Origin of the sequence: Pseudobdellovibrio sp. HCB154 (genome assembly GCF_046267985.1) — a bacterium.
Classification (GTDB): Bacteria; Bdellovibrionota; Bdellovibrionia; order Bdellovibrionales; family Bdellovibrionaceae; genus Pseudobdellovibrio.
The window spans coordinates 758,284-772,183 of record NZ_CP176530.1 but is presented as its reverse complement, the minus strand read 5'-3'; the positions used below and the strand labels follow the sequence as shown (position 1 = coordinate 772,183).

Sequence of the window (13,900 nt, the reverse complement as noted above, 5' to 3'; positions counted from 1 at the left end):
AGCCGATAAGTAAGTACTATGTCTGGCTCTTTAGCACGCTATCACGCACGATCACCACGATATGTCCTGGATACCCAGGATAATAGTCTGATTCGCTATTCAGGAGCTGAACGTCTACCTTGGGAAGAAAAAACCGAATTAAGAAATGTTTCTTTAACAGGTTTATCGTTTGTTTGTGCGAACGATCTATCACCGCAATTAGGCGAAATTATCAAAATCCAATTTGCAGTTCCAGGTTCAGAATCAATGGCCTGTTACGCGATCGTTATTCGTATAGCGCCTGAAGATAACTATTCCAACGAAGTGGCCGTTCACTTCTATAAACTTGACCGCCTTCAACGCATCAACCTAGTTCAAGGTCTAGCCGTTAAAATGGATACGAAAAAATTTAACCTTGGTGGCGATAACGATCGCAAAAAAGTGGGCGATCACTTTTTCTATCTAACGTTAATGTTCTTTTCGATCTTAAGCTGGCTTGTTTTAATGAATCTGTATCTTTAGTTTGTAGCTTATAAGCTACTTTTCTCACGTCTCATTTTGATACACTTAAAAATATGTAGCTCTTAATACGACTGTTATTTCTTTAACAGACTTAGTAAAAGTTCGACGCTAACACATCTACCAAATCGCATATAACCCCGCGAAAACGCGCATAGAATTTGAATTTCGAACATTCTATGACTTTACGTCTTTGGGCTACGCTATTTTTAAGTTTCACTTTGGCCGCTTGTGGTGATCCAAAGTTTATGGATAAAACTAAAATCGACGGTAGTATCTTACGTGGAACCCCGGTTCTAAGAAATGATTCACTTTTTGGCCGTACGGTATATATTGCGAAAAACTTTTCTTTTGATAGCAGTTCACCGTCACTGTTTCGCAAATTCGGTTTATGCAGCGGCGTGATTCTGCATGAGCGCTACATTTTAACAGCGGCTCACTGTACAACGAACATTCAAGAATCACGCGTGATTTTTACCGACGATGTAAACCAAGCTTTAAGTTCAAACCAAATTTACCAGATTCAAGATTTCAAAGTTCCTGACGAATACCAAGAATCCCGCAAACGGGAAATGGCCAAGGGAGTTATCTCAGGCCCAGCTAACCGTTCTAACCGTTACGATTTAGCCATTTTAAAATTAACCCGTCCTATTGAAGGCGCGAAAACTTTGCCGACTTACTTTAAAGATCTCAATACCGTATCTTACATGACGCAAAGTAAAGATGTGAAAATGACCGCTGAGGGTTACGTCGCCGGTTACGGGCGCATCAGCGAATATAACCGTTTGGCCGAAGACCCTCGCTTTCAACAAGAAAGTTTTACTGATGGCCCACCGCCATTGAATGGAACTTTAATGAAAGCCAAATTAAATCTCAATATAGCCGATTTCTCTAACCGGGTTATCCAACGCAGCCAAAGATATTCTACTGGCGTCTGCGGCGGGGATTCCGGGGCTCCGCTGTTTATTGACCGCGACGGAGAAGACTATCTCCAAGCCATTGCTATTGCGACTTTCAAAGTGAAAGACGAAGATCCGGAAAACACTTTTAACAACTGCTTTGGCGAAAGTTTATACTTAAATTTAGATTTTCACAAAAAATGGATCTACAATTCGATGGGTGAATTGGAAAAACGCAAAAACACATTCCCTATGCTACAAACGATTTAAATACGATCCAGAAACTCTTCACGCGAAATATATTTCCCGCCCAGCGACTCACAAACATCGGTCACCATTTGTAAATCCATCCAGGTTAAGCCTTGTGATTTAAGATACTGCACAAGCCTGACAAAAGCATACTTCGAAGCATTATCTTTTTTAAAAAACATGCTCTCACAGCTGAAATAGTTTTTACTGCGAACACCATAAATACCCGAAATCAATTCATCGTCTAACCAGCACTCTACCGAAAGCGCACCACCCTGCTGACTTAACTCCGTATAAGCGTCGATGATTTCTGGTGTGATCCAACTGCCTTTTTGCCCGGCCCGCACTTGCTGCTGGCATTCGTGAATCACTTGCGTAAAAGCCTGGTTTACCGTGACTTTAATCAGCGGCTCGTATTTACGAATCCACTTGGCTAGGCTTCGATTAATTTTTAATTCATGAAACTCAAGAATACCGCGCTCATCAGGACAAAACCATAACAGCGGGTATCCCTCATGGGGCCACGGAAAAATTCCCAAACTATAAGAAAGTTTTAAATTAGGTGCATCTAAAAGACCACCGACTGCAATGACACCATCAATAATGTCAGCATCATGCGGATCTGGAAAATCATTGAGCGCAGACATCACACACACCGCAGTCGTTTTCAATGTAGTGGCCAAAATAAAGATAAATGCGCTTCATACGGCATTCGTCAGTTTGTTTCACCCATTGTAAAATCGTGAGTAATTTTTTTTGATGTTCTTTTTTTAGAAGGTCTTGGTTTTCTTGGGTAAATAAAGATTCAGCCGGCTCTTGTAAAGCTCGATAACCAAATAAACTATCAACTTCTTCTAAACAACCCCAACGGGCCAAGATACTCACCGCTGATTGCACGCGAAAATCTTTTTTATTTTTAAAAGTCATTTGCTCGCGCAGAAAATCAAAACCCTGTTGTGAAACACGGTCATAATTATCTTTAATTAAACGATAAACTTTTAAAATAAAGTTTTTATCCGGATAAGCCCAATCTAAAAACTGCATCTGAATTGAAACATCATCTTCATCGTAAAATAAAACTGCTTTAGCCGGCTTGCCATCACGCCCCGCACGTCCTACTTCTTGAAAGTAAGATTCTAAAGTTGATGGAATTTCACTGTGTAAAACAAAACGCACATCGGGTTTATCAACACCCAAGCCAAACGCCGGAGTGGCTAACATCCACGTGGTTTCACCGGGTTTAGCGCGTAAAAACTGATTTTGATTCTGGCGGCGCTGCCCCGGCATAAGATCACCGTGATATTTTAAATACGTGTATTTGTGCTTTTGTAAAAAGCGGCCGAAATTTTCTAAGGTTGCAATTAATGAAAAATACACGATGCCGGATTGGTCAGGGTGTTTTTTCATAATGTCGTACATGGCTTCAAACTTTTCTTCTTCGCCGTAAATGTCTTGCACACTTAAAGCTAATTCAGGACGCTCAATACCACTAGTCACAATGCCCTGTTCAGTTTCAAGCCCTAACGACTGGCAAATTTCTTTTTGTACGGGAATAGTTGCGGTCGCGGTTAACCCCAATACAGTAGGCTTTCCTAATTTTTCAATGACTCCGCCAAGTTTAGCGTAATCAGGTCTGAAATCATGGCCCCACAAACTAACGCAGTGAGCTTCATCGACAACAAATAAAGAAATTTTTTGTTTTTGAATCACTTCCCAGAATTCAGTTTTTTTAAAACGCTCCGGTGTAACGAAGAAAATATTAAATTTTCCATCAGCTAATTGGCGTAAACGTTTTTCTTTTTCATCACCCGAAATTGAAGAGTTAATAAAAGACGACCGAAGCCCCGTGCTTTCAGCTTTTTGTGTTTGATCCTGCATTAAGGCAATCAGCGGCGAAACAACCAGCACCAATTCACCGGGCTTTTGCACATGGGCCATAAACTGAAAACATAAACTTTTTCCTGTTCCGGTCGGCATTAGCGCTAACGTCGAATGACCGCCTAAAAGACGTTCAATCACTTCGCGCTGAGCTCCGCGGAATTCCGCGAAGCCAAAATGTTTTTGAAGAATTTGATTTAAATCGTGCACTCAGTAGAGTTTAAAGAACTTATCGTAAAAACTCAACGACGGAACGCCACATATCAGACATCGTCATGTTTAAAATTGATTGTTTTTCTGTAAGATCTTTATCGACAGAAACAATGCCGTCTTCTGATAATTTTCTTTTACGAACCCATTCCATCATGTCTTTAAAGTAACCACGGTAAAAATCACGCTCTTGATTAATATCCATACCTAATTGTAAGCGCGAATATTTTCCCATCATAAAAGCAAACTTGCTGGCATCACTGCTATAAAAACGTAGTTTACCGTCAGTGCTCATTTTTGAATATGTCGCAATCCATTCTTGCGGAGATACTGGCCCGCCGTGATTTGTATCAAGCACTAGCCAACCTTTTTTAGTGTAAACCATAGTTGCCACATGGTAACGCCAGTTAATATCGCCGGTATTCATAGGACCAATCGCCCAGATTTTGCGGATCGAATTTTTTTGCACGCCCATTTTTAACAGCATCAAATGAATAAATGTCGCACGCCCAAAACAAAAACCGATATTGCGGTTTGGATCGTATTTTTTATTTCCTGGATTCACGATCGGATTTTCATAAGTTAGATCGACAAGTTTATCCGCCGCCATTTCAGTGATTTCCACGGCGCGTGTTGAAGTGGTTTTGAACGGCACTTCTTGCTGAATGCTGGCCAACGTTTTCAGATTCATATCGGCAACTTCGGCAGGCGTTTTACCGGCAACTTCGGCCATGTAAATAGAAGATAAATCCTGCTCGATCAGGCTTTTGCGGTCTAACAGAAGTTGGTGGTCATCAAACAGGTTCAGACATTGGTTTCCGGCCCAGACCTGCGTTGATCCTAACAATAACAATAAAACAATTCTTAACTTCATTGGACTTTCTCCTTCGCGATGACCGACGAAAGCGCGCCCAATGTCGAAAGAACCGACACAATATGTGCTGTAAGCAAATATATTGGATTTGAGAGCCTGTTAACGTACAACTTCATAGCTATCAATAGACTTTGCAAATCCACTTCCAAACTTGCCCTTATTTTGGGCGTCTGCCATAGCGTTTGCGTCTCTAAAAAAAGTCTGATAGACCGTTATCTTTAATTGAATAAAAACAACAACATAAACCCATCTAAACTAGAGGTTAAAATGGCAAAAACTTGGGACATTAACAAAGTCCGCAATATCGGTATCTCAGCGCATATCGACTCAGGAAAAACTACTTTATCTGAGCGTATCCTTTTCTACGGCGGTAAAATTCACGAAATCCACGACGTAAAAGGTAAAGATGGCGTTGGCGCAACAATGGACTCGATGGATCTTGAAAGAGAAAAAGGGATCACTATCCAGTCAGCAGCAACTCAAGTTCACTGGAAAGATTATACAATTAACTTAATCGATACACCGGGCCACGTTGACTTCACAGTAGAAGTTGAACGTTCTCTTCGCGTATTAGACGGAGCTGTTCTAGTACTTTGCGGTGTTGCTGGTGTACAATCTCAATCAATCACAGTTGACCGCCAAATGAAACGTTACAATGTTCCGCGCTTAGCGTTCGTGAACAAGTTAGACCGTCAAGGTGCTAACCCGTTCCGTGTTAAAGATGCTTTAGTTGAAAAATTACGTCTTAACGCTGTAATGGTTAACATTCCAATCGGTTTAGAAGACAAACACCGTGGTATCGTAGATTTAGTAACTATGAAAGCTTACGAAAACCAAGGTGATGACGGTGAAAACATCGTTGAAATCCCAGTTCCAGCTGACATGGTTGAAGATGCTAAAAAATACCAATTAGAATTAGTTGGTAAATTAGCTGATATCGACGACGGTATTGCTGAAAAATTCTTAATGGAAGAAATGCCTACAATCGAAGAGATGAAAGCGGCTATCCGTAAAGGCGTTATCTCATTAAAATTAGTTCCAGTATTCTGCGGATCTGCGTTCAAAAATAAAAACGTTCAACATTTATTAGATGGCGTAACTTACTACTTACCAAACCCATCTGAAAAAATTGAAAACGCTTTAGACTTAACTAAAAACGAAGAGAAATTCCCATTATCTCCGGATAATTCGAAACCTCTAGTAGCATTAGCGTTCAAACTTCAAGAAACTCCGTTTGGACAGTTAACTTACATGCGCGTTTACCAAGGTACACTTCGTAAAGGTGATTTCATCATCAACCAAGTGAACAAAAAATCGGTAAAAGTACCGCGCGTTGTACGCATGCATGCTGATAAAATGGAAGACGTTGAAGTAGCATACGCTGGTGACATCGTAGCTATGTTCGGTATCGACTGTGCTTCAGGTGATACTTTCTGTGACGAGAACATCCAAGCTTCTATGCAATCTATGCACGTTCCAGATTCAGTTATCTCTTTAGCGATCGCTCCGAAATCTAAAGAAGGTACGAATAACTTCTCTAAGGCGTTACAAAAATTCCGTAAAGAAGATCCTACTTTCCGCGTTCACCGTGACGAAGAATCTAATGAAACAATCATCTCAGGAATGGGTGAGCTTCACTTAGAAATCTACATCGAGCGTATGAAACGTGAATTCAACTGCGAAGTTACTGTTGGTCAACCGCAAGTGGCTTACCGTGAAACAATCGGTGCTGAAGCTCCTTACGAGTACACTCACAAAAAACAAACAGGTGGTTCTGGTCAATTCGCGAAAATCTCTGGCCGTATCTTACCTCTTGAAAAACAAGAAGACGGTTCAGTATTCCGTTTCAACAATAAAGTTGTGGGTGGTCGTATTCCTAAAGAATTCATCCCAGCTGTTGAAGAGGGTTTCCGTGAGCAATGTGCTAAAGGTCCTATGATCGGCTTCCCTATCGTGGATGTTGACGTAGACTTAGTAGACGGCGCATTCCATGATGTCGATTCATCTTATATGGCCTTCAAAATTGCAGCTATGGCGGCAATGCGTGAAGTTTACCAAAAAGCTAAACCGACAGTTCTTGAGCCGATCATGAAACTTGAGACAACTGTACCTGAAGAATATCAAGGTCCAGCAACTGGTCAAATCAGCCAACGCCGTGGTGTTGTTGCTGGTACGACAACTATCGAAGGTAACGTGACGATCGAAGCAGAAGTACCGTTAACAGAAATGTTCGGTTACTCAACTGACTTACGTTCAGCGACTAAAGGTAAAGGTGAGTTCACTATGGAATTCTCTAAATACTCTCCAGCGCCACGTAACGTTCAAGAAGAACTTGCTAAGAAGTACGCAGCTAAGCGTGCAGCTGAGCAAAAGTAATCTCGATAAATTTTTAAGTAACATTAAAAATGAAAAAGCCCTGGTGGAAGACACCGGGGCTTTTTTTTGAGATTAGTCCAGCGCAGCTCGTGCGAGCAGCGCCTCCTGCGCGTCCGCGCGGAATTATTTTTGTTTAGCTTTGATCGCATCCATTACAGACTTACAAGCTTTGATACCTGCTTCGCCTTTAGTTGTTTCGCCAGTCTCGATATTTAAACAACCTTTTTCAGAGATTTTTGAACCGATTTGATCGATAAGGCCACAAGCTAAAATCACACCGAATCCGCCCGTGTCGTTTTTATTACCTTCATCTAAAAGCGCTTGAATCGCTTTTTCGCCGCCAACTAAAACGTCGTAAGTTGTTTTACGCATCTCTTGTAATTCTTTTTTCTCTTCATCTGTGATCGTCGACATATCTTGGCCAACGGCTTTACCGACTTCTTCTAAAGTACCGCATTGAACAGCGTAGGTTTCTTGAATTTGTGCATCCGAAAGCACTTCTTCTTGTTGGGCGAAGGCCATTGAACCAGACATTAAAATAACTGTAAGAACTAACTTTGATAACTTCATTATTCCTCCAAAAAACGTGGGTTGGGTTTAAGGTCGAAGACCTAACCAGCAATTCCTAATCCGTAATTGGGGGCGATATAAAAGGTTATGCAACCATTGAGCGTTTAGAATATTGACAGTGGGCCTTAGAGTGACCCACTGCCAACGAAAATTTTTGTTAATTACAACGTTCGATCGTAAGCGTTTTAGAAGCCGTACCGTACATGGTTTCAACGCTTCCGCACGTTGACGTAAAGGCCACTGAAACAGGCTGTCCTGTTGAACATGTGCCCGTCCAAGTTCCTGAAGTCGGACAAGAACAAGAGCCTGAAGTCCACGTCACATTATTAGGTGAAACATTACAAACTTCGTTTGTTAAGTTGTTCGTAACTTGCAGAACACCTCCGTTAATAACACGATTTGTTCTTGTTGTTCCAGAAATCGTAATATCAGACGTTGTGAGTGTTGTAATATCAGCAATCGCATTACCTGAACCTGATGTGTACACACGGCGAATACCCGTGTTAGCAAAAGTAAAGGTGCCTGAACTTGCACGAGTTAGTGTCTGCCCTGTTGATAAAGCTGAAGCCGCAAAAGATCCGTTGTTACCAACTAAACTTGCGGTAAATGCCGGAACCTGAGCGACACTGTCGCCCACCGCAGGAATCGTGCATGTACCCGAACCTGTTCCAGCGTAAGTAAGCGTGATTGTACCTGATACAGTAACTAACCCATTCACAATAGTACAGCCGTTGAAATCTTTAACCGCTGTTGCCGAAACTGTTGCTCCACACGCGCCAAAACTTACACCACTACAGGCGGCTTCTAAAAAACTTGAACGTGTAAATGTGCCGTTATTATTTCCGCTCGATTCATCAACTGAAACCATTGATTCACCGATTTGCTGAACCATCAAATCCGAAGATTCGCCCGTTAACGCTGTATCATCATCAGAATCACTGCAACTTGAAAGTCCGAAAACTAAAATAAGTGCGCATAACGGCGCAGAAAATAATTTTAACATTTTTTCACCTCTTCTTAAAATTTAGAATCTTTGGATAATTCAATAGTCAGACCAAGTTGAAATAGCCCATGAAGGATTTAAAAAATTAAAGACATCCCAAAAAGCCCTAAGCTTTGTGAAAATTGATATACAAGCTGTTTAATGTTGTCCTAAAATTAAAAAATGATGCGTGGCTTTGCTTTTGTATTTCTTTTTTTTATTTCACTCGATAGCTTTGCGGCATTATCACCACGCATGTACTCGGTGATTCTTCAAGGCGCGGCAACGGCTCGCCTGACAAGCGCCCCTTCTAAAAATTCTATTTACTCAAGCAAGGCCGATTTTAATTTAATGTATTTCGGGCGCATCGGAAGCGGCGGCCCCACTTTAGGTTTTCATTATGTGGCTGAATCACGTAACGATGTTGAATATCAAACCGGAAAATCCTACGGCCTGTCTCTTGGTTATTATTGGAACTCCGGTTGGCTTATCTTAGGTCACTACGATTTTTTTGCTGAACTTGGCCCGTTAACTGATGGCCACGGACCACAAATTGATTTTGGTTATCTTGAACATCTTGGTGGGCATTTTCATATCGGCCTCCAGGTTTCTCACAGAGCCATGAACTATGACACAGCACGAATTCAAGAGACCTACCCGAGCCTTACGCTAATGCATCTGTTTTAGTTGTTTTGCGCGCAGATTAAGCATGAAAATATCAATTCCCGGTCAATGGTCTAGAAGCTCTTAGCTTTTACCCCAGAAAAGATGCTAAGATGACGTCTTCTATGGTGTTAACTACATGGTTTTAATTCTGATCGCCTTCGTGCTGATCTTGTCTATTTCGTTTATCTGTTCATTATGTGAAGCTGTTTTGCTTTCATTGTCGCCAGCCTTCGTTGAAGTTGCTGTTGAACAACGCCCTAAATCAGCCAAAGTTTTAAAACATGTGATCGACAATATGGATCGCTCGATTTCTGCGATCCTTACTTTAAATACAATTTCACACACCTTAGGTTCTGCCTGGATCGCTTTTGAAGTGCACAACACTTTTGGCGATACTTACGTAACTTTATTTTCTGTGTTTTTAACTTTTATGATTTTAGTTTTTGCTGAAATCGTTCCGAAAACAATCGGCAAGAATAATCCGAAATCGTTATCGCTCTTTTGTGCGTACTGCGTACAGATGATGACAATCGCCGTTTACCCTTTTGTGAAAATGTCAGACATGATTTCACGCATCTTAGCTTCAAGCACTGAAGAGCCTGATGTCACTCGTGATGAGATGATCAAACACGCTGAAATCGGCGTTGAAGAAGGAACTTTAAAAGCGAAAGAATCTACGATCATTAAAAACTTAATGAAGTTAGATAATGTTTATGTCTCTGATATTATGACTCCGCGATCAGTGTTCATGGCGCTTGAAGGCGACATGACAGTTCACGAAGTTTCAAAGAAATTTAAACCGATCCGCTTTTCACGCATTCCGGTTTATCAAGATTCTTTAGATCATATTATCGGCGTTACTCACCGCTATAAAATCTTAGAAGCTTTATCAGCCGACCAACATCATAAAAAAATCAGCGAGTTATTAATGCCGATTTCAAATGTGGCCGAGCGCATGACGGTATCGCAAGTTTTAGATTTCTTTATTAAAGAAAAATCCCACTTAGCTATTGTAAACGACGAGTACGGAGTCACAACCGGCCTTGTAACCCTTGAAGACGCCGTAGAAACCCTATTAGGCGTTGAAATCATGGATGAATTCGACAACATCGAAGACATGCGCAAGTACGCCATGGAACAATGGCAACAACGCAAAAAACAGCACAGAAAATAATCGCAGGATGCGATTATTTCGCGAAGCCCGAAGGGGCGAGGGCAGAGCCCTTGCCAAAATAGACTATTGTTTAAATTGATCTAAGAACTACGGTGACAGCTTGGCCTCAGTACTAAGGTCCAGAGACTGCTTAATTTCGCTATGGTTAGGCGCTACTGGCGAGAACTGAACTACGGTAAGCATTACGACAAAGATTAATGTCAGGCCCGCTAAGATAGCGAAAAGACGTAGGGTTTGAAAGTCTGAGGCTTTTCCTCGACTGATCAATTGCTCTTTCAATTGTTCAAACCATAAGCTTAATTGCTTTTTCATTTTAGCACCATGACTTCCAACTTCCTTAATTAAAGCATAATCTAAGCCAAACTTTTTCGAACAATTTAGTGTCTAAAGGAAACTGCATGACTCATTCAGAACTCGCTAAAAAAATTTTCGACGTCGCACATTTAACTGGAGAATTCAAACTTCGTTCAGGACAAATCTCGAATGAATACTTTGATAAGTATCGTTTTGAATCTCGCCCTGAATTATTGCGCGAAATCGCTCGTCAAATGGCACAACTCGTTCCAAAAGACACGGAAGTTTTAGCTGGACTTGAAATGGGCGGAATCCCTGTAGCCACAGCGATTTCACTTGAAACAGGAATTCCCGTAACGTTCGTTAGAAAAAAAGCCAAAGACTACGGAACATGTTTATTTGCTGAAGGCGCTGCGATTGAAAATAAAAAAGTTTGCATCATCGAAGATGTCATCACCTCAGGTGGCCAAGTTATTTTAAGTACGGCTGATCTTCGTTCGGTTAAAGCCAACATCAACACTGTATTATGCGTGATCAATCGCGGTGGCAACGAAGCTGTTGCAAAATTAAATGCGATTGATCTACAAGTAAAAAGCTTGTTCGTAAGAAAGGACTTTCCAAAATGATTGAAACATTACCAAGATGGGATAACACCACTGAATACCCGTCTTTTACTTCGAAAGAATTCACAACTGATTTAGAAATTTTAAAAACACAAACAGCTAAAATTGAAGCCAACTTAAAAAGTTTTGCCTCTTCTTTAGCAAAGCCTGAAGAAACACTTTCTGCGCAGGCTTTAGAGGGTTTACAAGAAACTTTAAACATCTACTCTCAAGCGCAAATCTTGTTATTCAATTTATCTTCGTACGCTTCGTTTGAATTTTCTTTAGATTCTAAAAACGTAGAAGCTGAAAAAATGTACTCTTATCTTTATAAAGATGTGAATTCACAATTTCAAATTGCGATTACACCGCTGAATTTATTTTTATCTAAAACATCTGAAGAAAACTTTAAAAGCTTTTTCAAAGCTGAAAAAATTAAAGACTATGCTTTTCACTTTTCAAGACTTCGTCTTAAAAAAGACAATCTCTTATCAGAAAAAGAAGAAGCGATCATGTCGACTTTAAATAAAGATGGCCACACGTCTTGGGGTAATCTTTATTCTTCAATTTCAAGTTCTGCACGAGTGAAAATCAACCATCCGTCAACACCAGAACCAACCAGTATTGCAGTGGCCTTTGGCAATACACAAGGCGCCGATGAACCACTTCGTAAAGCCAGCTGGGAAGGTATTCAAAATACTTGGCGCGAGCACCAGCAATCAGCAGCCGCGATTCTAAATGCTCTTGCTGGTTGGAGACACGATGTTAATAAACTTCGTTCGAACGATAAGAAGAAGTTAGATTATTTAGATGAACCTCTTCATGATAACCGTATAAAAGCCGAAACTTTACAGGCGATGATTGATGCCGTGGCTGACTATCGTCCGATCGTGCAAAAAACAGCGAAGGCGATGGCTAAACACTACGGTAAAAAACAATTAGACCCGTGGGATTTAGTAGCTCCAGCTCCGATCAAGTCTGAAACTGGCTTAACGTTTAAAGAATCGTTTCGCCAAGTTAAAGATGCGTTCACACATATGGACCCAACGATGGGTGAATTTGCGCAATTGATGTTAGATAAAAACTGGATCGATGCGAGTGTGCGCCCGAATAAACGCAATGGCGCGTACTGCGGTGGTTTTTCTAAATCAAGATCACCACGTGTGTTTTTAACTTTCGCTGGTTCTTCGCAAAATACGTCGACATTAGCTCACGAGCTTGGTCACGCTTATCACAACTGGGTTATGCGTGATATGCCAAAGATTGCGACGATGTACACGATGTCGTTAGCCGAAACCGCAAGTATCTTTGCTGAACAAACTTTATTCGATTACCAAATCGCGTCAGCAAAAACTAAAGACGACTTACTAGATGTGTACTGGTCAATCGCTGAAGGCGCCGTCAGTTTATTATTAAATATTCCGACACGTTTTGAGTTTGAAAAGAATTTCTATGACAAACGTAAAAATGGTTTTGTAACACCGGATGAGTTAACTGGGTTAATGTCTGACGCTTACAAGAACTGGTACGGTGATAGTCTTTCGCAACCTGATCCCATGTTCTGGGCAACGAAACTACACTTCTCGATTGCGAATATGAGTTTTTATAACTTTCCGTATACATTTGGGTATTTATTTAGTTTAAGTCTTTACGCCCGCAAAAATGAATGGGGTAAAGATTTTAGTAACAAGTACACAGCGATCTTACGTGACACTGGTCTTATGACTGCCGAAGACTTAATCCAGAAACATTTAGGTGAAGATATCACTGATAAAAAATTCTGGATTAAAGCCCTCGACACGGTAGCTGGTAAACTCGAAGAGTTCAATAAGATCTAAGCTCTTCAACTTCATCCACTTCTTTTGCTACACTGGAGATGACTTCACAGCCATCTTCAGTGACTAGCACCACATCTTCGATTCTGATTCCGATATTATTATATTTATCTTTACGTTTTTTTAAATAAAGCCCTGGTTCAACTGTAAATAACATTCCGGCTTCAAGCTTTACTGCAGTTTCGTCCTCGTTAAAGTACGGGCAAGCATCATGTACTAAGCGGCCAATCCAGTGCGATGTTTTATGTGGAAAAACTTCGCTTAATTCATCTTTAGCGATCACTTTATGACGAAGCAGACCTTCTAACAAAATGTCTTTCGATAGCGCATGTAAGCCTGTAAGCGTTTCACCCGGGCGTGTGGCTTTAATCACTTCTTTCTGAGCTTTTAAAACAATATCGTAAATTGTTTTTTGCTCTTTGGTAAATTTCTTTCCGGCTGGCCAAGTGCGTGTGATATCAGAGGCAAAGCCTTTGTACTTTACACCCATATCAATCAGAACTAATTCATTTTCTTTAATTTTTTTCTGCGTAGGTTGAGCATGAATAATTGTGGTGCGTGAACCAGCACCCACTAACATCGGATACGCCCAACTTCCCGCTTCAGTTGTTTCGTACACGCGCGAAATTTTCTGCGCGAGTTCTTTTTCTGTCAGCCCCACAACCGCTCCAGTCATAGATAACGTGTGCAGCTGCGATGAGATGCCGCACGCTGTGCGCATGGCTTTTACCGCCTCTTTATTTTTAATCAAACTAGACTTTTGCCGCATTTTTTCCTCCAACCTATACTTTTA

13 protein-coding genes are annotated in these 13,900 nt (G+C 41.0%); 7 read left to right on the top strand and 6 right to left on the bottom strand.

All coding sequences use genetic code 11. The features are described 5' to 3' along the window. The first annotated feature begins 18 nt into the window (after positions 1–18). Both ACKWCF_RS03910 and ACKWCF_RS03905 read left to right on the top strand, forming a co-directional pair. On the top strand, positions 19–501 hold the full coding sequence (locus ACKWCF_RS03910; protein WP_409479390.1) for a PilZ domain-containing protein: 483 nt from the start codon (positions 19–21) through the stop codon (positions 499–501). 176 nt (positions 502–677) lie between these two features. Beyond that, on the top strand, positions 678–1,667 hold the full coding sequence (locus ACKWCF_RS03905; RefSeq protein ID WP_409479389.1) for a trypsin-like serine protease: 990 nt from the start codon (positions 678–680) through the stop codon (positions 1,665–1,667). On the opposite strand, the gene ACKWCF_RS03900 is transcribed toward ACKWCF_RS03905, so the two are convergent. Genes ACKWCF_RS03900 through ACKWCF_RS03890 form a run of 3 tightly spaced genes read right to left on the bottom strand, consistent with a single transcriptional unit; the run spans position 1,664 to position 4,608 of the window. After that, on the bottom strand, positions 1,664–2,293 hold the full coding sequence (locus ACKWCF_RS03900; RefSeq protein WP_409479388.1) for a leucyl/phenylalanyl-tRNA--protein transferase: 630 nt from the start codon (positions 2,291–2,293) through the stop codon (positions 1,664–1,666). The two genes, ACKWCF_RS03905 and ACKWCF_RS03900, sit on opposite strands and share 4 nt — an antisense overlap. After that, positions 2,277–3,734 (bottom strand): RecQ family ATP-dependent DNA helicase, encoded by a 1,458-nt coding sequence (locus ACKWCF_RS03895; protein WP_409479387.1) that lies wholly within the window; start codon positions 3,732–3,734, stop codon positions 2,277–2,279. The genes ACKWCF_RS03900 and ACKWCF_RS03895 overlap by 17 nt, the downstream gene beginning before the upstream one ends. 19 nt (positions 3,735–3,753) lie before the next feature. Beyond that, complete coding sequence (locus ACKWCF_RS03890) at positions 3,754–4,608, bottom strand: protein-glutamine glutaminase family protein (protein WP_409479386.1); 855 nt, start codon at positions 4,606–4,608, stop codon at positions 3,754–3,756. Between the two features lie 267 nt (positions 4,609–4,875). Here ACKWCF_RS03890 and fusA point away from each other — a divergent pair, with 267 nt between their 5' ends. Then, on the top strand, positions 4,876–6,984 hold the full coding sequence (gene fusA, locus ACKWCF_RS03885; protein ID WP_409479385.1) for an elongation factor G: 2,109 nt from the start codon (positions 4,876–4,878) through the stop codon (positions 6,982–6,984). Positions 6,985–7,107: 123 nt separating this feature from the next. Here fusA and ACKWCF_RS03880 read toward each other — a convergent pair whose 3' ends face one another. Next, on the bottom strand, positions 7,108–7,554 hold the full coding sequence (locus ACKWCF_RS03880) for a hypothetical protein (RefSeq protein ID WP_409479384.1): 447 nt from the start codon (positions 7,552–7,554) through the stop codon (positions 7,108–7,110). Between the two features lie 157 nt (positions 7,555–7,711). After that, entirely contained in the window at positions 7,712–8,557 is an 846-nt protein-coding gene (locus ACKWCF_RS03875) for a hypothetical protein (RefSeq protein ID WP_409479383.1), read from the bottom strand. Between the two features lie 162 nt (positions 8,558–8,719). On the opposite strand from ACKWCF_RS03875, the gene ACKWCF_RS03870 reads away from it, so the two are divergent. The 4 genes from ACKWCF_RS03870 to ACKWCF_RS03855 all read left to right on the top strand — a co-directional run bounded on the left by ACKWCF_RS03870 (position 8,720) and on the right by ACKWCF_RS03855 (position 13,110). Continuing rightward, positions 8,720–9,223, top strand: coding sequence for a hypothetical protein (locus ACKWCF_RS03870; protein ID WP_409479382.1), 504 nt, complete (start codon positions 8,720–8,722; stop codon positions 9,221–9,223). 115 nt (positions 9,224–9,338) lie between these two features. Further along, entirely contained in the window at positions 9,339–10,376 is a 1,038-nt protein-coding gene (locus ACKWCF_RS03865) for a hemolysin family protein (RefSeq protein ID WP_409479381.1), read from the top strand. A gap of 398 nt (positions 10,377–10,774) precedes the next feature. After that, positions 10,775–11,296, top strand: a complete 522-nt coding sequence (pyrE, locus tag ACKWCF_RS03860; RefSeq protein ID WP_409479380.1) for an orotate phosphoribosyltransferase — start codon at positions 10,775–10,777, stop codon at positions 11,294–11,296. After that, positions 11,293–13,110, top strand: a complete 1,818-nt coding sequence (locus tag ACKWCF_RS03855) for a M3 family oligoendopeptidase (protein ID WP_409479379.1) — start codon at positions 11,293–11,295, stop codon at positions 13,108–13,110. Before pyrE ends, ACKWCF_RS03855 begins: the two co-directional genes overlap by 4 nt. Here ACKWCF_RS03855 and ACKWCF_RS03850 read toward each other — a convergent pair. Continuing rightward, positions 13,097–13,876, bottom strand: a complete 780-nt coding sequence (locus ACKWCF_RS03850) for a M24 family metallopeptidase (protein WP_409479378.1) — start codon at positions 13,874–13,876, stop codon at positions 13,097–13,099. The genes ACKWCF_RS03855 and ACKWCF_RS03850 overlap by 14 nt on opposite strands. Positions 13,877–13,900 lie beyond the last annotated feature (24 nt).